Annotated in this window: 20 protein-coding genes and 1 tRNA gene; 11 read left to right on the forward strand and 10 right to left on the reverse strand. The window is 71.9% G+C overall.

The window, feature by feature from the left end:
- Nucleotides 1–74: 74 nt before the first annotated feature.
- Nucleotides 75–671, reverse strand: coding sequence for a 5-formyltetrahydrofolate cyclo-ligase (locus ACZ63I_RS04115; protein ID WP_469335104.1), 597 nt, complete (start codon nt 669–671; stop codon nt 75–77).
- Between the two features lie 52 nt (nt 672–723).
- On the opposite strand from ACZ63I_RS04115, the gene galU reads away from it, so the two are divergent.
- The 7 genes from galU (at nt 724) to ACZ63I_RS04150 (ending at nt 6093) form a co-directional block, all read left to right on the forward strand.
- Nucleotides 724–1629, forward strand: a complete 906-nt coding sequence (gene galU / locus ACZ63I_RS04120; protein WP_469335106.1) for a UTP--glucose-1-phosphate uridylyltransferase GalU — start codon at nt 724–726, stop codon at nt 1627–1629.
- The gene (gene glp, locus ACZ63I_RS04125; RefSeq protein WP_469335108.1) at nt 1610–2968 is read left to right on the forward strand and encodes a molybdotransferase-like divisome protein Glp; all 1359 of its coding nucleotides are present in this window, start codon (nt 1610–1612) and stop codon (nt 2966–2968) included. Before galU ends, glp begins: the two co-directional genes overlap by 20 nt.
- Before the next feature lie 72 nt (nt 2969–3040).
- On the forward strand, nt 3041–3637 hold the full coding sequence (gene moaC, locus ACZ63I_RS04130) for a cyclic pyranopterin monophosphate synthase MoaC (protein WP_469335110.1): 597 nt from the start codon (nt 3041–3043) through the stop codon (nt 3635–3637).
- The gene (locus ACZ63I_RS04135) at nt 3634–4125 is read left to right on the forward strand and encodes a MogA/MoaB family molybdenum cofactor biosynthesis protein (protein WP_469335112.1); all 492 of its coding nucleotides are present in this window, start codon (nt 3634–3636) and stop codon (nt 4123–4125) included. Before moaC ends, ACZ63I_RS04135 begins: the two co-directional genes overlap by 4 nt.
- Nucleotides 4122–4745: a GNAT family N-acetyltransferase gene (locus ACZ63I_RS04140; protein WP_469335114.1), complete on the forward strand. Its 624-nt coding sequence runs from the start codon at nt 4122–4124 to the stop codon at nt 4743–4745. Before ACZ63I_RS04135 ends, ACZ63I_RS04140 begins: the two co-directional genes overlap by 4 nt.
- Before the next feature lie 142 nt (nt 4746–4887).
- Nucleotides 4888–5958 carry a divisome protein SepX/GlpR gene (gene sepX / locus ACZ63I_RS04145; protein ID WP_469335116.1) on the forward strand — a complete coding sequence of 357 codons (1071 nt, stop codon included), beginning with the start codon at nt 4888–4890 and terminating at the stop codon, nt 5956–5958.
- Nucleotides 5959–6019: 61 nt separating this feature from the next.
- A tRNA-Ala gene (locus ACZ63I_RS04150) sits at nt 6020–6093 on the forward strand.
- On the opposite strand, the gene ACZ63I_RS04155 is transcribed toward ACZ63I_RS04150, so the two are convergent.
- From ACZ63I_RS04155 to ACZ63I_RS04170, 4 genes are all read right to left on the reverse strand, one after another.
- The gene (locus ACZ63I_RS04155) at nt 6075–6458 is read right to left on the reverse strand and encodes a hypothetical protein (protein ID WP_469335118.1); all 384 of its coding nucleotides are present in this window, start codon (nt 6456–6458) and stop codon (nt 6075–6077) included. The genes ACZ63I_RS04150 and ACZ63I_RS04155 overlap by 19 nt on opposite strands.
- A 234-nt stretch (nt 6459–6692) precedes the next feature.
- The gene (locus tag ACZ63I_RS04160) at nt 6693–6965 is read right to left on the reverse strand and encodes a DUF6295 family protein (RefSeq protein ID WP_469335120.1); all 273 of its coding nucleotides are present in this window, start codon (nt 6963–6965) and stop codon (nt 6693–6695) included.
- Between the two features lie 25 nt (nt 6966–6990).
- Nucleotides 6991–7734 (reverse strand): dienelactone hydrolase family protein, encoded by a 744-nt coding sequence (locus ACZ63I_RS04165; RefSeq protein ID WP_041988759.1) that lies wholly within the window; start codon nt 7732–7734, stop codon nt 6991–6993.
- Nucleotides 7735–7848: 114 nt separating this feature from the next.
- On the reverse strand, nt 7849–9006 hold the full coding sequence (locus tag ACZ63I_RS04170; protein WP_469335123.1) for a damage-control phosphatase ARMT1 family protein: 1158 nt from the start codon (nt 9004–9006) through the stop codon (nt 7849–7851).
- Between the two features lie 179 nt (nt 9007–9185).
- Here ACZ63I_RS04170 and ACZ63I_RS04175 point away from each other — a divergent pair, with 179 nt between their 5' ends.
- The gene (locus ACZ63I_RS04175; RefSeq protein ID WP_328582332.1) at nt 9186–9680 is read left to right on the forward strand and encodes a DUF5949 family protein; all 495 of its coding nucleotides are present in this window, start codon (nt 9186–9188) and stop codon (nt 9678–9680) included.
- A gap of 81 nt (nt 9681–9761) precedes the next feature.
- Here ACZ63I_RS04175 and ACZ63I_RS04180 read toward each other — a convergent pair whose 3' ends face one another.
- From ACZ63I_RS04180 to ACZ63I_RS04200, 5 genes are all read right to left on the reverse strand, one after another.
- Complete coding sequence (locus ACZ63I_RS04180) at nt 9762–9953, reverse strand: hypothetical protein (protein ID WP_469335125.1); 192 nt, start codon at nt 9951–9953, stop codon at nt 9762–9764.
- A gap of 514 nt (nt 9954–10467) precedes the next feature.
- Nucleotides 10468–10707, reverse strand: a complete 240-nt coding sequence (locus ACZ63I_RS04185) for a chaplin (RefSeq protein ID WP_469335127.1) — start codon at nt 10705–10707, stop codon at nt 10468–10470.
- Between the two features lie 106 nt (nt 10708–10813).
- Nucleotides 10814–11095 (reverse strand): hypothetical protein, encoded by a 282-nt coding sequence (locus tag ACZ63I_RS04190; protein ID WP_469335129.1) that lies wholly within the window; start codon nt 11093–11095, stop codon nt 10814–10816.
- Between the two features lie 139 nt (nt 11096–11234).
- The gene (locus tag ACZ63I_RS04195) at nt 11235–11990 is read right to left on the reverse strand and encodes a hypothetical protein (protein ID WP_469335131.1); all 756 of its coding nucleotides are present in this window, start codon (nt 11988–11990) and stop codon (nt 11235–11237) included.
- Between the two features lie 293 nt (nt 11991–12283).
- Nucleotides 12284–12523: a chaplin gene (locus tag ACZ63I_RS04200; protein WP_469335133.1), complete on the reverse strand. Its 240-nt coding sequence runs from the start codon at nt 12521–12523 to the stop codon at nt 12284–12286.
- A gap of 267 nt (nt 12524–12790) precedes the next feature.
- On the opposite strand from ACZ63I_RS04200, the gene ACZ63I_RS04205 reads away from it, so the two are divergent.
- From ACZ63I_RS04205 to ACZ63I_RS04215, 3 genes are all read left to right on the forward strand, one after another.
- The gene (locus ACZ63I_RS04205; RefSeq protein WP_469335135.1) at nt 12791–13966 is read left to right on the forward strand and encodes a DUF3344 domain-containing protein; all 1176 of its coding nucleotides are present in this window, start codon (nt 12791–12793) and stop codon (nt 13964–13966) included.
- A gap of 64 nt (nt 13967–14030) precedes the next feature.
- The gene (locus tag ACZ63I_RS04210; RefSeq protein WP_469335137.1) at nt 14031–15266 is read left to right on the forward strand and encodes a glycosyltransferase; all 1236 of its coding nucleotides are present in this window, start codon (nt 14031–14033) and stop codon (nt 15264–15266) included.
- Complete coding sequence (locus tag ACZ63I_RS04215; protein ID WP_469335139.1) at nt 15263–16807, forward strand: sugar transferase; 1545 nt, start codon at nt 15263–15265, stop codon at nt 16805–16807. The genes ACZ63I_RS04210 and ACZ63I_RS04215 overlap by 4 nt, the downstream gene beginning before the upstream one ends.
- The last annotated feature ends 25 nt before the right edge of the window (nt 16808–16832 follow it).

Raw genomic sequence — 16832 nt, forward strand, 5'->3', positions numbered from 1 at the left:
GCCCCTGAGCCCGCAGGCTGACGTCCTGAGCCCGCCGGGCCCTGAGCCCGCCGGCCACTCGGCCACCCGGCCCGTCAGGCAGGCAGGTCGAACCGCCTGACGCCGCCGGGGGTCACCACGGCCCGTACGGGGTGGTCGTGCGGCTCCGCAGGGACCCGCGCGACCACCTCGTCGTCGTAGAGCAGCACCGCGAGCGCCGGGTCCGCGCCCGCACGCGCCAGCCGGGCGAGGACCCGGTCGTACGAGCCGCCGCCGCGCCCGAGCCGCATACCCTGCCCGTCCACCGCGAGCCCCGGCAGCAGCACCACATCGGCCGCCAGTACGGCGTCGGGGCCGAGCGGTGGCCCGTCGGGCTCCAGCAGCCCGCGCCCGGCCCTCCGCAGCCGGTCGGCGCCCTCGTACACCGCCCAGTCCAGGTCGTTGTCGGCCAGCAGCACCGGCAGCAGCACTCGCACGCCACGCGCGTGGAGCGCGTCGAGCAGCACGCGTGTGCCGGGCTCCCGGCCCACCGACACATAGCCGGCGACGGTACGGGCCGCCGCCAGCTCCGGCAGCTCCAGGGCGCGCCCGGCGAGAACCGCGGCAGCCTCAGCCGCGTCCTCAGAGGACAGCAGGGCCCGCGCGGCGAGCAGTTCACGGCGTACGGCGGCTTTCGCTTCTTTGTTACTCACCGGTGTCATAACCCTCTCGTATGTGTTCATATGCGTCTGTACTGTGCCAGTCATGACGCACTCGCCACCCCCAGGCATCATGAAAGCTGTCATCCCGGCCGCAGGGCTCGGTACCCGCTTCCTGCCGGCGACCAAGGCCACCCCGAAGGAGATGCTGCCGGTCGTCGACAAGCCGGCGATCCAGTACGTGGTCGAGGAGGCGGTCGCGGCAGGGCTCTCCGACGTCCTGATGATCACCGGCCGCAACAAGCGCGCCCTTGAGGACCACTTCGACCGGAACTACGAACTGGAAGAGGCGCTCACCCGCAAGGGAGACACCGAACGCCTCGCCAAGGTCCAGGAGTCCAGCGACCTCGCCACCATGCACTACGTGCGCCAAGGCGCGCCCCGCGGCCTCGGCCACGCCGTGCTGTGCGCGGCGCCGCACGTCGGCGACCAGCCGTTCGCCGTCCTGCTCGGCGACGACCTGATCGACCCGCGCGACCCGCTGCTCTCCCGGATGATCGAGGTCCAGAAGCGCGAAGGCGGCAGCGTCATCGCGCTGATGGAGGTCGCGCCCGAGCAGATCCACCTCTACGGCTGCGCCGCCGTCGAGCCGACGGCCGACGCCGACGTGGTGAAGGTGCACGACCTGGTCGAGAAGCCCGAACCGGCCGACGCGCCCAGCCACTACGCCATCATCGGCCGGTACGTGCTGGATCCGGCGGTCTTCGGGATACTGCGCGGCACCGCGCCGGGGCGCGGCGGCGAGATCCAGCTCACCGACGCCCTGCAGCAGTTGTCGGCCGACGAGAAGGCCGGCGGGCCCGTGCACGGCGTCATCTTCACGGGCCGCCGCTATGACACTGGTGACCGCGGCGACTTTTTGCGTGCCATTGTCAGACTCGCATGCGAACGTGAAGACCTGGGTCCGGACTTTCGGGCCTGGCTCCGCAGTTATGTCAGCGAGGAGATGTAGCGCCTTGACCAGCACGGCAGAATCGGCACCCGCGGCTCACCACGAGCACCTGTGGTCGGTGGATGAGCATCTGGCGGACATCCTCGCCACGGTGCGCCCGCTCGACGCCACGGATCTGCGCCTGCTCGACACTCTGGGCTGTGTGCTCGTCGAGGATGTCGTGGTGGCGGTCTCCTTGCCGCCGTTCGACAACAGCTCCATGGACGGTTACGCGGTCCGGACGGCGGATCTCGTGGGCGCCACCGACGAGTTCCCCGCCGTGCTGACCGTCATCGGCGAGGTGGCGGCGGGCAGCGGCGTGCTGCCGCAGGTCGGCCCGGGGGAGGCCGCCCGCATCATGACGGGCGCGCCGCTCCCGCCGGGCGCCGAGGCCGTCGTACCGGTCGAGTGGACCGACGGGGGCGCCGGCGGCGGCGCCGTCACGTCGATGCGCCCGGCGGCCGAGGCCCCGGACGGCGCCTCGGGCGAGGTGCGGGTGTACCGGCCGGCGGAGCCGCGCGCCCATGTGCGCGCCGCCGGCAGCGACGTCCAGGCGGGCGACCTGGCGCTGGAGGCCGGCACGGTCATCGGGGCGCCGCAGATCGCGCTGCTGGCCGCCATCGGCCGGGGCACGGTGAAGGTACGGCCGCGTCCGCGCGTGGTCGTCATCTCCACCGGCAGCGAACTGGTCCAGCCGGGCGGGGATCTCGGCGAAGGGCAGATCTTCGACTCGAACAGCTTCGCGCTCACCGCCGCCGTCCGCGAGGCGGGCGCCATCGCCTACCGGGTCGGCGCGGTCAGCGACGACGCGGACACCCTCCGGGCCACCGTCGAGGACCAGTTGGTCCGCGCGGACCTCGTCATCACGACGGGCGGTGTCAGCGTCGGGGCGTACGACGTCGTGAAGGAGGCGCTGTCCTCGGTCGGCGACGAGGACGAGCCGGGCAGCGGCATCGACTTCCGCAAGCTCGCCATGCAGCCGGGCAAACCGCAGGGCTTCGGCTCGATCGGCCCCGAGCACACCCCGCTGCTGGCCCTGCCGGGCAACCCCGTCTCGTCGTACGTGTCGTTCGAGCTGTTCGTCCGCCCGGCCATCCGCGCCCTGATGGGCCGTGCGGACGTCAACCGCCCGACGGTGCGCGCGCGGCTGGAGAGCGACCAGCCCCTGTCGTCCCCCGCCGGGCGCCGCCAGTTCATGCGCGGGGTGTACGACGCGCAGTCGGCCTCCGTCAGGCCGGTCGGTGGCGCGGGATCCCATCTCATCGCGGCCCTCGCCCACGCCGACTCGCTGATCGTCGTCCCCGAGGGGACGACGTCGGTCGAGCCCGGCACGGAACTCGACGTGGTCCTGCTCGGCTGATCCCGTGGCCGTGGCGGTACCGTATCTGCCCACACAGGCCCGGTCGGGCCCGGACCGGGAGCACCACACCGAATGACTGTGTTTTCCCGGGGGGAATCCCCCGGACCCGAGCAAGAGCCGCCTGGGCAGGGCCGCCTGACGCATCTCGACGATTCGGGCGCCGCCAGGATGGTCGACGTGTCGGCGAAGGACGTCACGTCCCGCAGCGCGAGCGCCAGCGGCCGGGTGCTGGTCTCGCCGCGCGTGGTCGAGCTGCTGCGCGGCGGGGGAGTGCCGAAGGGCGACGCCCTGGCCACCGCGCGGATCGCGGGCATCATGGGCGCCAAGCGGACCCCTGAGCTGATCCCGCTCTGCCATCCGCTCGCCGTCTCGGGCGTCACGGTCGATCTGTCGGTCGCCGACGACGCCGTACAGATCCTGGCGACGGTGAAGACGACCGACCGCACCGGCGTCGAGATGGAGGCGCTGACCGCCGTCTCGGTCGCCGCGCTCACCGTGGTCGACATGGTGAAGGCGGTCGACAAGGGCGCGGTCATCACGGACGTACGGGTGGAGGAGAAGCGCGGCGGCAAGTCGGGGACCTGGTCGCGCACGACAGCCGCCGCCGAGACCCCGCCCGCCGCGGCCACTCCTGGCGCGCCGTCCGCTGCGGACGGAGACGGCGCATGACCGGCTACCGCGCGCTTGTCGTCACGGCGTCCAACCGCGCCGCCGCCGGCGTCTACGCCGACACCGGCGGCCCGGTCGTCGCCGAAGGACTCACCGCGCTCGGCTTCGCCACCGAGGGCCCGCGCGCCGTCCCCGACGGCGACCCCGTCGAGGAGGCGCTGCGCGCCGGCGTCACCGCCGGGTACGACGTGATCGTCACCACCGGCGGTACGGGCATCTCGCCGACGGACCGTACGCCGGAGGCGACCGGGCGCGTCATCGACTACGAGATCCGCGGCATCGCCGAGGCGATCCGCGCCGAAGGGCTCGCCAAGGTCCCGACGGCGGCCCTCTCCCGGGGAGTCGCCGGGGTGGCGGGCCGGACGCTGATCGTGAATCTGCCGGGCTCGACCGGCGGGGTACGCGACGGCCTCGCCGTGCTCGGCAGACTCCTCGTCCACGCCGTGGACCAGCTCCACGGCGGCGATCACCCCCGTACCTCCGGATGACCCCCTCCTGGCCCGTGATCCTGGTGGACGGCGACATCGCCCTCCGCCCGATAAGGCTGCGCGACCAGCGCGCGTGGCGTGAGGTCAACCGGCGCAACCGCGACTGGCTGCGCCCCTGGGAGGCGACGATCCCGCCGCCCGCGCCCGGCGCTCCGGTCACGCAGCGGCCCACGTACCGCCAGATGGTCCGCCATCTGCGCAGGGAGGCGAACGCGGGCCGGATACTGCCGTTCGTCATCGAGTACCGGGGCCGGCTCGTCGGCCAGTTGACGGTCGCCGGGATCACCTGGGGCTCGATGTGCTCGGGCCATGTCGGGTACTGGGTCGACCGCGAGGTCGCCGGACGCGGCGTGATGCCGACAGCGGTCGCGCTCGCCGTCGACCACTGTTTCCGGATGGTCGGACTGCACCGTCTGGAGATCTGCATTCGCCCCGAGAACGGGCCGAGCCGCCGTGTCGTGGAAAAGCTCGGATTCCGCGAGGAGGGGCTGCGCCCGCGCTATCTCCACATCGACGGAGCCTGGCGGGACCATCTCGTATTCGTACTGACGTCCGAAGAAGTGCCCGACGGACTGGTCCGCCGCTGGCACCAGGCGAGACGCGGTACGACACAAAAATAAAATGTATGTTCGAAATTGGCTGCCATGTGACCATGAGTCGATCCGAACAATCACAAAAAAAGTCCGTGATATCAGCCAGATCGTGCGACACACCGGCTCAATTGGCCGATGCCCTCGCGCGAACCCCTCTACGGTGTGAACCGTGAGCAGCAGCGGCCTCATCTACGCAGTCATTGTCGGGGCCTGGGCCGCCTACTTGGTGCCGATGTGGCTCCGCAGGCAGGACGAGCTCAACGAGGCGCGTCCGACGGAACGCTTCAGTACCGCCATCCGGCTGCTGTCCGGAAGGGCGGCGATGGAGCGCCGTTACGCCAAGGAGCTGCAGGAGCGCACCGCTGAGGAGGCGGGTCCCGACACCGAGACGGGCGGCCGGACGGAATCGATGAGTTCCGTCGACGTCCGGTCCTTCGCCGCGCCCAAGGCGCGCACGGAAGCCCGGCTGGAGATCCCGGCCCCGTCGCCCCCAGCCAGACCCGCGCCCGCGCCGGCGCGCCGACGGCGCACCCGCCCGGCGGACGGCGCGGCGGCCGAACGCGCCCGGCGCTCGAAACTCCTCGCGCGCCGCCGCCGTACCACCGTGGTCCTCTTCATCGCCTTCACGCTGGGCGCTGTCGTCGCGGGCGTCGGCGGCCTGGGCTTCCTCTGGGTGCCCGCGGTCCCGGCCATACTGCTGAGCGTCTACATCGTCCACCTGCGGGCCAAGGAGCGGCGCCGGTTCGCCTTCACCATGGACCGGCGCAGGGCGGAGGCGGCGGCGCAGCGCCTGCGCGAGAACCGCCCGCGCCGCCACCAGCCCTCCTCGGCGGCCCCGGGCGACCCCGCCGAGGAACCCGAAACGGGCCCCGACCCCGAGCCGGCCCCCTCGGTCTCCCCGCAGGAGGCAGGCCGCCGCGCCCTGGTCGAGCAGACCGACCACGCGGAGTGGCTGGACCAGCAACGCGACCGCGGCCCGGCCGGCGGCGAGAGCTGGGAACCGGTCCCCGTCCCCCTCCCGACGTACGTGACGGCCCCGGTGGCGCCACGCGCGACGAGCGGGGTCGACGTCAGCGACCCGGAAACCTGGAGCGCGGCCCGCTCCTCCACCTCGGACCCGACCCCGCACCCGGCCCACCCCCCCACGGCTCCCCCGCCCCGCCGCACCCGCGACCACGGACGAACCCCCCTCTTCGACCAGTACGACGAAGCGGACCGCCCCCGCGCCGCCAACGAGTGACCAGGCACCCAACGGATTTCCGAGCACCCCGACCGGGGTGCTAAAGTTTCACTCGTTGCAAGGGCCTGTGGCGCAGTCTGGTAGCGCACCTCGTTCGCATCGAGGGGGTCTGGGGTTCAAATCCCCACAGGTCCACCGCAGCTCAGAGCCCCAGCCGGAGAGATCCGGCTGGGGCTCTTTTGCGTCGCACAGCGGCGAAGGGTGCACGTCGAGGGCGGCGAGCGACGAGCCGGCGCGGTCACACAGATCTGCGGCAGCGGCAGCATGGCCGTGGACGCGTCGGTCTCGGTCCCGTCGTGGACCAACTGTCGGTTGATCCGCTGTAGCTGCATCCGCACCGTGATCTCCCCGGCGTCCAGGTCCACGCTCTCCCAGGTGAGGCGGAGCACTTCATCCCGCCGGAAGCCGAGAACGAGGATGTCCTCAGTGCGCAGGGTCACCATCATCTCGGCGAGCGGCGCGACCGCCTGGACGGTGGTCCAGCATGGTGCCGTACTCACCGCGTCTCCCGGCGACTTCGTCCGGTACGGCAGCAGGCCGCCGCAAGCGCGCTTCAACTACGACCGGCAGCCCGACCGACAAGGACACCCGCAGCCAGGACGGCATACGCCTCACGCGCCCCACACCCCCCGTGTGTCACAACGGCGTTCGGCTCGCGAACCTGCCATCGGCCCCACCGCTTCCGGCCGTCAGGTGACCGGAGCGATGGGGCCGATACGGGAGAGCCGGGGGTTTCAGGCGGCCGACGAGGCCAGGCCGGGCGGGGCCGACGCCAGGGCGCTGCGGATGGACTCGATGAGGGCGAGCGCCGCCTCTTCGGTCAGCTCCACCGCGACCCGCGCCGACGGGCCTTGGCCGGGGTTGAGGAAGTCGATGTTGACGGTGTGCTCGTACGGGGCGTGCTGCGGGTGGTCGACGTAGACCATCGCCTCGGTCAGCGGGAAGTACCCCTGCGGGCCCTTGCCGCTGCCGGAGATCGCGGTCTTGACGGTGAGGTAGGTGCACATGGGGCTAGTCCCTTCAGGACGCGAGTCAGGACGCGAGCGTGCGGCCGTAGAAGCTCAGGATGCGGTTCCAGCCGTCCGCCGCCGCCTGCGGGCGGTAGCTCGGCCGGTCGACGGCGAAGAACGCGTGGCCCGCGTCCTCGTACGAGTGGAACTCGTACTCCTTGCCCTGGGCCTTCAACTCCTGCTCCAGCTCGGCGACATGCTCGGGCGACGGGTACTTGTCGTCGGCGCCGAAGAGGCCGAGCAGCGGGCAGGACAGGTCCTTCGAGCGGTGGGCGATCGGCTCCAACTGGAGCGGGAAGTCCTTCGGCGGGATACCGCTGACGAACGCGCCGTAGCAGTCGACGGCCGCCTGCAGATCGAGACTGACGGCGGCCAGGAACGACTGGCGTCCGCCGGAGCAGTAACCGATCGTGCCGACGCGGCCGTTGCTGGACGGCAGACCGCGCAGATAGCGGGCGGCGCCGGCCACGTCGCCGACCAGGCGCTCGTCGGGCACACCGCCCTGCGCGCGGGCGGCAGCGGCGGCGTCGTCCGGGGAAGCGCCGGGGGCCTCGCGGGTGTAGAGGTTCGGACAGATCGCCGCGTAGCCTTCGGCGGCGAACCGGCGGGTGATCTCCTTCGTCGGCCCGTCGTAGCCGGGCATGTGGTGGATGACCACGACGCTGCCGATCGGCCCTGGGGTCATCGGGCGTGCGACGTACGCCTCCACTTCGTCTCCGCCATGGCCGGTGATGGTGACAGTCTCCGCCAGTAGCGCGTCGTACATGAGATGCCTTTCCGATCGGCTGATGTCACGCGTGGCCGCTCGCGTGGCCACACCATTTGCACAGTAGACCGGGTAGCTGTCAGCCGTTCCGGCGGTGGCCCACCCCGGCGAGGGTCAGGGTCGCTCCCGCACCTGGACGAGGCCGTGCGTGCCGCTCGTACGCCATGCGTCACGTTCCGCTTCGAGCGCGGCGAGGGTCCCCCCGTCCAGGCCGACGATCACGTCGGACTTCAGGGTGCGCAGCGCGGCGACCGGCGTGGGGAAGTACGTCGTGAGGGCGGTGAACGGCGTCGTGGCGGGCCACATCCGGTCGCCGACCAGACGGCGGTAGTTGAGGTCGCCCTTCAGCAGCGTCACCGCACCGCCGGACAGCTCGGCCCGCAGATCGTCCGGCATCGCGCTGTACGGCAGCGGCGCGCGGAAGAAGTCGTGGGCGCGCAGGCTGAGCCGGCCGTCGGCCAGGGCCGCCCAGAGCCTGCGGCCGGTCGGCGCGGCGCTGCCGTCCGCGTCCGCGATCCGGCGCAGGCAGTCGACGACGTCCGACGTCGTGGCGTCGGAGACGTAGTACGGGCACGGCTTGACGTGTAGGACCACCCGCCCGGCCCGGCCGCTCTCCAGCAGGTGGTCGACGAGGACGAGATCGGGGATGAGTTCGCGTCCCGCGTTGTCCGCGATCAGATGGACCGTCGCGGAGGCGCCGGGCGGTAGCAGCGACCACAGCCGCGCGCTGTCGTCGGCGACCAGCCGGTCGTCCCGCTCGGCGGCCTCGCCGTCGGCGGAGTCGAGCCGGAAGCCGAGGTCGGCGCGGTTGCCCCAGAGGGAGGCGCGCAGCAGCGCGTCGGCCCGCTCGCGCTCCGGGAGCGGTACGAGCAGGTCGAGGGCGGCGAGTTCGCCGTCGACGGTGTCGCCGCGCAACTCGGCCCGCTTGAACGGGGCGAACGGGTCGACCGACTGCCAGGGCCCCGGCGCGAAGTAGCCCACCGCGCCGAGCAGCAGCCGGTAGAAGTAACTCTCCGCCCACAGGAACGGCGCGTCGCCCCACGGCCGCCCGTACTGCTCGCCGCCGCCCCACGCCTCCCACCGCGCGGCGTCATGGGCGCCGGGCGGCAGCGGTTCGATCACGCCGTCGGTGACCGAGGCCAGCAGGGCGTCCAGCGCGCTGTGCTGCCACGGCTCGTAGGGGAAGGCGTCCCGCACCTGCTTGATGAGGGCCGGGTGACGCCGGGTGAGCACCCCCCAGGGGAAGGAGCCCGGCGCACTGCTCACGATCACCGGCGCTGCTCCCTGGCCGGCTCCGGCTCCCGAAGCCGTCCCGGGGCCCGCCCCGTCGCCCGTCCCGTCCGTCACGTTCCGTTGATTACGCACGCCGGCGAACGTACCCGAGATCGCCGTCGCCCACATGGGTGACATGGGCTCACAGGGAGTACCCGCAGGCCAGTACTGTCCGCAACATGACCTCTACCAACACCGCGTCACATGCCCCGCTGCTGGGCACCCTCTCGGTGATCCCCTGGACCAGCGACCCCTCAGAAGGCGAGCGCGACGCCCCGTTCCTGCTCGCCTACTCCCTCGGTGACGGCCGCGAGGGCGCCGAGGCGGGCGAGGAGACGATGCGTACCGTCCTCTCCGAGATCGGGCTCAAGCCGGGCGGTGACATCGTCGACGTGGCGAAGAAGCCCAGCGTCGCGATCACCCTGCTGGTGGAGGCGGGCAGGGCCGTACTGACGATGCCTTACCTGAACGCGCAGTGCCCCGTGCCTCCGGAGTGGGAGCAGGACGCGCGCGAGAGCGGGCAGGTCTACTTCATCGTCGCCACGAAGCCGTGGACGGACGGGACACCGGGCGTGCCGGTCACCGAGGAGAAGCTGCGGGCGTTCGTCGGCGACGACACGATGCTCGCCACCGCGGCGCACTGCCTGCTCCCGGTGCGCAGCCTGACCGGCTGACGGGGCGCCAGTTCACTTGAGGGGGAACGACGCGGGCCCCGGCCGACGGATCGATATCCGTCGGCCGGGGCCCGCGGGACGTCAGAGGAGATGAAGGCCCAGGCCGAGCAAGCTGTGGTCGTGGTAGTGGTGATTGTGGTGGTTCCAACCACAGTTCTCGTCCTGGTCGCAGCGGTCCTGCCGCGGGGCGGCCTGGGCAACGCCCGCCAGCGGGACGACAACAGCGGCGGCCAGGGCGGCGGCAGCGACACCACGCGCGATTATGGTCTTCATGTTCGAGGTCCTCACATGCATGGGGGCAGGGACGTGTACGACGCTAGCCAGGCGGCGGGGACTTGGCGCGCCGAGAGCGTCTCCACTACTGCAAGCGGGAACGGACGCCGTTCTCCGATGTTTCGCCCTGCGCCGGTACCGTTCGGCCCGCGGCGCGCCATTCCCGTACCAGCGCGGAATAGATCGGCGTCGGCGCCGGCGGGAAGAGGGGGTCGTTGATGAGGAATTCGGAGGGTGCCGCTGAGCGCTCCCAGCGGGGAGCGCGGACGGAGTTCATGCAAGGGGAACGCACACAGCGGGCCAACGGTCACTCAAGGGGCGCTGTGACGAGGGAAGGCTGAAACGCCTCTTCGACCTCGCGGCGCGGATCGCGCGATTTCTTCGGATATACGTCCGGTGGCGTTCGATATGCGCCCCATACAGTCCCGGCATGACGGAGCGGCTGCGCGAAGCCCCAACTCCGCGCAGCCGCTCTGCATTCGGCAGGTACGTCAAAGACGACCGGTCAACGGTGTCAGTTGTTGACGGCCGCGTTGCCGAACGCCGGGTTGAGCAGACCGATGACGTTGACGGTGTTGCCGCTCAGGTTGACCGGGACGTGCACCGGGACCTGGGCGATGTTGCCGGACAGCACGCCGGGGGAGTGCGCGGCGACGGCACCGGCGCCGGCGTCGGCGAAGGCGCTGCCCGAAGCCGCACCGGCGGCCATTCCGGCGGCGGCGATAACGAGTGCGACCTTCTTGGTGTTCTTCATATGAATAACCTTCCTCAACGGTTTGTTTCAGTGTAGGGACCGGCGGAAGCCGAATTCGCCACCTGACGCCGCGACGCGGGGAAATCCGTCGTTCGGCGTAAGGGGATTACTTGCCGAGCGGGAGCCCGCCGAGCAGCGAGCCGCCCTTCTGCGACTTGTTCAGACCGTCCGTCGCGTCCTTCACTGCGTTGACGAGAGAGCCGTCGTTCTCCGTGTCCAGCGCGTTCGTGTTCAGCGGCTTCGCCTCACGCAGCCCCTGGGACGCCACGGTGTCGAGAGCGCCGTTCAGGCTCATCGGGGACAGTCCGTCGGCGGCGAACGCCGGGGCGGCGGCACCGAGAGCCATCACGGAACCGGCGACGACGACGGCGACCTTCATGGGCTTCATTCTTCGAATCCTTCTTTCAGCGTTGCGTGCTGTGTGGAACAACTCTCTCTTTCGTAACGAACATTGGCCGCACCGGAAACGGCCCGGCCCCCGTCACGTCGTGGTGACGGGGGCCGGGCCGCTCGTGCGAGGGCTCCGGTCAGCCGGGAACGCCCGGCAGCGCGGGGGTCGCCGGGACCGCGGGAGTCGCCGGCAGCGCGGGGGCCGCGGGCAGGGCCGGGGCGGCGGGCAGGGCGGGGAGCGCCGGCAGGCCCGGCAGGTCGGGGGCGGGCAGCCCGCTGCCGAGTACGGTCGCGACGACGAGGTTGACGAGGGACGTCAGCACGGCCTTCACCTGGGTCGCCACGGCCGCGGGGTCGCCCGCCTGAGCGGCCTTCAGCAGCGCGTCGGTCGCCTTCTGTACGGAGGCGACCGCGTCGCTCTTGAGGTCGGCCGCTTCGGCGGCGCCGGCCTCACCCGTCCTGGCCTGCGCACCGGGCAGCGCCGGAGCCGCGGGTGCGGCGGGGACTGCCGGTGCGGCGGGAGCGGCGGGGACTGCCGGTGCGGCAGGCGCGGCGGGTGCGGCCGGGGCGGCGGCCTTGAGCTTGTCCAGCGCGTCCTTGACCGCCTTGGTGTTCTGCGTGACCTGATCCGGCGTGAGTTTGCCGCCGTCGGCCTTCAGTACGGCGTTGAGCAGGTCGGTGACGGGCGTGAGCGCGCCGCCGATGTCGCCGAGCGCCTTGGTCTGCGAGGTGAGCGCGTCGGCGCCCGGGACCGGGGCCAGTGCCTCGGCGCCCGCGCTGTGCGCGGTGTGGTGGGCGGAGTAGGCGGCTGCGGCGGCGGGACCTGCCGTGCCGAGGACGAGGGCTGCGCAGACGGCGGCGGTGGCGGCGCGGCGGGAAACCAGGGGACGCATGCAGGGTCCTTTCGGGGACGCGTCGGGGACGTTGCCTTCACCGTGGGTTCCGCGCGTACAGCCCGCAACCGTTCCGTCACCCTGTGCGCTGACCGCCAACCGGCTGACTTACCCTCACTGACCTGCGGCGACCCGATCGGTCGGATGATCGCACCCAGGGCAGGGCGGGTGCTCGTTCGGCCCAAGGCCCGCGCCGAGGTCCGGCCCAGGAGCGGCGCCTGGACGCAGCAGAGCCGCCCTGCCCATGACGGGAGAGCGGCTCAACCGGGACGTCGAAACGACAGGGGAAGCTGTCAGTTGTTGACGCAGGTGTTGCCGAAGGTCGGGTTCAGCAGGCCGATGACGTTGACGGTGTTGCCGCAGACGTTGACCGGGATGTGCAGCGGAACCTGGACGACGTTGCCGGACAGGACGCCGGGGGAACCGACGGCCGCACCCTGGGCGCCACTGTCGGCCAGGGCAACGCCGGAAGCGCCGGCGACAGCGGCGGCGGCCGCGGTGGACAGAACAACAGCCTTGGCGATACGCGACATGGGGGAGGGCTCCTCGGTGGTGAAAGAAACGACATGACGGGCGCAGTTGCCCGACATACCGATCAACGCCGAGCGGGTCGATCGGTTGCGCCCCCGAATGAGTGAACCGCTTTCCCGGCCCGGTCGAACGGTTGTGCATCGGCACGCTTCCCTAGCCGTTACGAGTGCTTTTGTACGTTCAGAGCGTTTCCGCGCGTTAGACGTGATTTTCAGCTCACCCTCTGTAAGGGTGCCTTCTTGTTTCGGCATTCGGACGGAGAGCCTGTTATGCGGAATTCCGCGGTTCATGCGGTAGGGCGCGGTGTGCTGTGCGCTCTGACGGTGTATCTGCTGTCGGCGGCGGCTCCGCCCGCCCCGGCCCCCACACCCGGTCCCGCCCCCGCGGCGGCTCCCCGGGAGGCGTCCCGGATCCCCTTCGCCGAGCGCTACTCGACCGTGCAGCACGGCGGGATCGTACGGGCGGCCAACTCGGCCATCAGTTGCCGCTCCGCCGCCGGTGCGGCGTGCACGTCGGCCCGTAACGGCTCAGGCGCCGGCTCGGGCGCCGGGGCGGCCGGGGCCGGCGCCAGGGCCGCCAACCACGACTTCGACATGTTCTACACGGACGTCGACAAGGACCCGAACACCTACAACTCCACCCGCGCCGAACTCCGCGTCCCGAAGGGCGCGACCGTCAGCTACGCCCGGCTGTACTGGGGCGGCAACCTCCGGGTCGGCGAGCAGAAGCCGCCGAAGGACAACGGCCGCGTCCTGGTCGCCGAGCCCGGCGGCGCGTACAAGCAGGTCCTGGCCGACAGCCTGATCGGACACCGCGTGGTCGGCGGCGCCGACGCGTACCAGGCGTCGGCCGACGTGACATCGCTCGTCCGCGCCAGCGGCCCCGGCATGTACACCGTGGCGCAGCTCAATGTCGCCATGGGCAAGTCGCGGGTCGGCGCCTGGGGCGGCTGGACGCTGGTCGTCGCGTACGAGAAGGAGGACGCGCCGCTGCGCAGGATCGCCCTGTGGGACGGCTTCGAGTCCTTCGACGCCGCGCACCACAGCGGCCATGTCGACTTCGGCGCGATGCGGGTCCCGGCCGGCGGCTCGGGGCTGCTCGGCGTCGTCGCGTACGACGGTGACAGCGGCATCAGCGGCGACTCGCTCAAGGTCGTGACGAATGCCGCCGGATCGAATTCCGCTTCGAACCGCGACAAGGGTGTGTCGCTCACCAACAAGGCAAACAAATCTGGTGATGTGATGAACTCAAGCATTACGGACGCGGGTTCGAACCAGATCAAGAGACAACCTGCTTATGCGAACAATCTTGGCTACGACTCAGATGTGTTCGATTTGAAAGCCGCCTTTTCGCGGGGCGGAGATCGATTTGGCGTTCGATTCGGTACGGGGCGTGACTCCGTCTGGCTCGGTGCGTTTTTCGTAGAAGCAGAAGCTCGGCACTGAGTCGTGCGCCCCTGGCCTGGCCCGGAAGCGCACCCCTGAATTCGGACACGGAAAAGAGTCGCGCGTGCAGCCACAACGGCACCGGCCCGGGACCGGCTTCACGGCACTCCATCTCGTCCAGCCGGTCGACGGCGGGGTGGCCAGGGTGGTCACCGACCTCGTCCGGGCCCAACTGGACAGCGGGGTACGCGCGGTCGTCGCGTGCCCCGACGAGGGACCTCTGCCGCGGGCGGTGGCCGAGCTGGGCGCCGACGTGCGGGTGTGGCGCGCGGTCCGCAGCCCCGGCCCCCGGCTGCTGGACGAGACGCGTCAGGTCTCCCGACTGGTGGACGAGGTACGGCCCGACCTCGTCCACGCGCACAGCGCCAAGGCCGGGCTCGCGGGCCGGCTCGCCGTCAGGGGCCGCGTCCCCACCGTCTTCCAGCCGCACGCCTGGTCGTTCGAGGCCGTCGGTGGTGTGACAGCGGGGCTCGCCCTGCGCTGGGAGCGCTGGGCCGCCCGCTGGACCGACCGCGTCATCTGCGTCAGCGACGCCGAACGGCGCACCGGCGAACGCGCCGGTGTCCACGCCGCATGGACCGTCGTACGCAACGGCGTGGACGTCACCCGCTTCGGTCCGGGGACGGGGACAGGGACGGGGATGGGCACGGGGACGGAAACAGAGGCAGGAGCGGAGTCGAGCGCCACGGCGGCATCGGCCCGCGCCGCGCTGCCGCTGCTCGCCGGGCTCTCGCCCGCCGCCCCCGTCGTCGTGTGTGTCGGACGGCTCTGCCGGCAGAAGGGCCAGGACGTTCTGCTGCGCGCCTGGGAGCTGATCGCCCACCGGTCGCCGCAGGCCAGGCTGGTCCTCGTCGGCGAAGGGCCCGACGAGGCGCTGCTGCGCGCCACCGCACCGCGGTCGGTGCTCTTCGCCGGATCCGTGTCCGACACCGCGCCCTGGTACCGGGCCGCCGATCTGGTCGTCCTGCCCTCCCGCTGGGAGGGCATGGCGGTGGCGCCCCTGGAAGCCATGGCGAGCGGCCGGCCCGTCGTCCTCAGTGACGTGGACGGCGCGCGCGAGAGCCTGCCGCCGGGACGGGAGGACCACTGTCTGGTCCCGCCCGACGACCCCCGGGCGCTGGCCGCCGCCGTGAGCGCTCTGCTCGCCGACCGGGTCCTGCGCGAAGCCCTTGGCCACGCGAGCCAACAGCACGTACTCAGCACCTTTGACGTGCGGCAGACCGCAGCGGCCGTCGCGGGCGTGTACCGCGACGTCGCCGCCGCGCCGCACCCCGAGCGCAGGGAGCCGATCCCCCAGTGACCACGGAAAGCACCAGCGTTCCCTCGCCTTCGGGGCCCGCGCACGCGGGTGGACAGGGCAGGGGGCGCGTCTCGCTCGCCCCGCCCCGCGACCGGGACCGTGACACACCGGACCGCGTGGCGCTGCCCCCGCGCAGGCCCGCGGGGACCCCGCTGCGCTACGGACTCCCGCTGCTCGCGACGGACTGCGCCGCCGCGCTGCTGGCGTCCGCCGTCCTCAGCGACGAGCAGCGCGGCGCCGTCCTCGCCGTGCAGCTCGTCGTCTGCGTGACCGTGTTGAACGCGCACGCCGGGCTCTACCGGCCCGCCGTCGCCCCCTCCGCGCTCGACCAGCTCCCCGCGCTCGCCGCCCGCGCCGCCGTCGCCTGGTGCGCCGCCGCCGCCGTCATCGCGGCCCTGCTGCCCGGGGACTCGCTGAGCCTGACCACCCTGCTCGCCGGCATCGGCGTCCAACTGGCCTTCGCCTGCTGCGCCCGCGCCCTCGTGCACGCCCGCAGACGGGCCGCCGTCCGCTCCGCCGTACGCGCCACGCTCGTCGTCGGTACGGGCGCTTCGGCGCGCCGGCTGGCCACCGTACTCACCCAGCACCCCGAATACGGGCTGCGGCCCGTCGGGATCGCCAACCCGGGGCCCGAACGGTACGAGGACGGCGGGGACGCCGGGGGCGAGGCCGCCACCGACGGCGGGCTGCCGGTGCTTACCTCCATCGAGGAGATCCACCGCGCCGTCGTACGGGACGGCGTACGGGAGGTCGTCCTCACCGGTGACGCCGGCCTGTGGGGCGCGGCGCGGCGCGCCTCGCTCGTCGCGCAGTTCCACCAGTACGGCTGCGCCACCTGGTTCGTCGGCGACCCCGCCAGGACCGCCACCGCCCAGCCGCTCGGCGCCGTTCCCGACCGCCGGATGGCCGAGCACCTCTGGGGCTTCGGCTGCCACCGCGTCGCCCCGCCCGCCGTACGCCGCTCCGGCACCGTCGCCAAGCGGCTGCTCGACATCGCCGTCGCGACCCCGGCGCTGCTCGCCGTCTCCCCGGTGCTGCTCGTCTGCGCCCTCGCGGTACGGCTCGGCGACGGCCCCGGTGTGCTGTTCCGGCAGGAGCGCATCGGGCAGGACGGCCACCCCTTCACCCTGCTGAAGTTCCGTACGCTGCGCCCCGCGGACGACTACGAGGCCGCCACCCGCTGGAACGTCGCGGGCGATCTGCGGATGAGCCCGGTCGGCCGGGTACTGCGCCGCACCTCGCTGGACGAGCTGCCGCAGCTCTGGAACGTGCTGCGCGGCGACATGAGCCTGGTCGGACCGCGCCCCGAACGGCCGTACTTCGTCGCCAACTTCAGCAAGACCCTGCCCGGCTACGCGGCCAGGCACCGGATGCCGGTCGGCATCACCGGGCTCGCCCAGGTCAACGGATTGCGCGGCGACACCTCCATCGAGGACCGGTCGCGCTTCGACAACCACTACATCGACCACTGGTCGCTCTGGCAGGACGTGTGCATCCTGGTGCGGACCGCCGTCTCCCTCGTCCGTCCGGCGGGAAGCTGATGGCCGCCGCCGACGCGCTCGCACT

The organism is Streptomyces sp. NPDC087906 (assembly GCF_055584925.1).

Bases quoted from the DNA above. Each gene is read 5' to 3' on its own strand.
- galU (WP_469335106.1), top strand. From the start codon at position 724: ATGACGCACTCGCCACCCCCAGGCATCATGAAAGCTGTCATCCCGGCC.
- glp (WP_469335108.1), top strand. From the start codon at position 1,610: ATGTCAGCGAGGAGATGTAGCGCCTTGACCAGCACGGCAGAATCGGCA.
- moaC (WP_469335110.1), top strand. From the start codon at position 3,041: ATGACTGTGTTTTCCCGGGGGGAATCCCCCGGACCCGAGCAAGAGCCG.
- ACZ63I_RS04135 (WP_469335112.1), top strand. From the start codon at position 3,634: ATGACCGGCTACCGCGCGCTTGTCGTCACGGCGTCCAACCGCGCCGCC.
- ACZ63I_RS04140 (WP_469335114.1), top strand. From the start codon at position 4,122: ATGACCCCCTCCTGGCCCGTGATCCTGGTGGACGGCGACATCGCCCTC.
- ACZ63I_RS04160 (WP_469335120.1), bottom strand. From the start codon at position 6,965: ATGTGCACCTACCTCACCGTCAAGACCGCGATCTCCGGCAGCGGCAAG.
- ACZ63I_RS04165 (WP_041988759.1), bottom strand. From the start codon at position 7,734: ATGTACGACGCGCTACTGGCGGAGACTGTCACCATCACCGGCCATGGC.
- ACZ63I_RS04175 (WP_328582332.1), top strand. From the start codon at position 9,186: ATGACCTCTACCAACACCGCGTCACATGCCCCGCTGCTGGGCACCCTC.
- ACZ63I_RS04180 (WP_469335125.1), bottom strand. From the start codon at position 9,953: ATGAAGACCATAATCGCGCGTGGTGTCGCTGCCGCCGCCCTGGCCGCC.
- ACZ63I_RS04185 (WP_469335127.1), bottom strand. From the start codon at position 10,707: ATGAAGAACACCAAGAAGGTCGCACTCGTTATCGCCGCCGCCGGAATG.
- ACZ63I_RS04190 (WP_469335129.1), bottom strand. From the start codon at position 11,095: ATGAAGCCCATGAAGGTCGCCGTCGTCGTCGCCGGTTCCGTGATGGCT.
- ACZ63I_RS04195 (WP_469335131.1), bottom strand. From the start codon at position 11,990: ATGCGTCCCCTGGTTTCCCGCCGCGCCGCCACCGCCGCCGTCTGCGCA.
- ACZ63I_RS04200 (WP_469335133.1), bottom strand. From the start codon at position 12,523: ATGTCGCGTATCGCCAAGGCTGTTGTTCTGTCCACCGCGGCCGCCGCC.
- ACZ63I_RS04205 (WP_469335135.1), top strand. From the start codon at position 12,791: ATGCGGAATTCCGCGGTTCATGCGGTAGGGCGCGGTGTGCTGTGCGCT.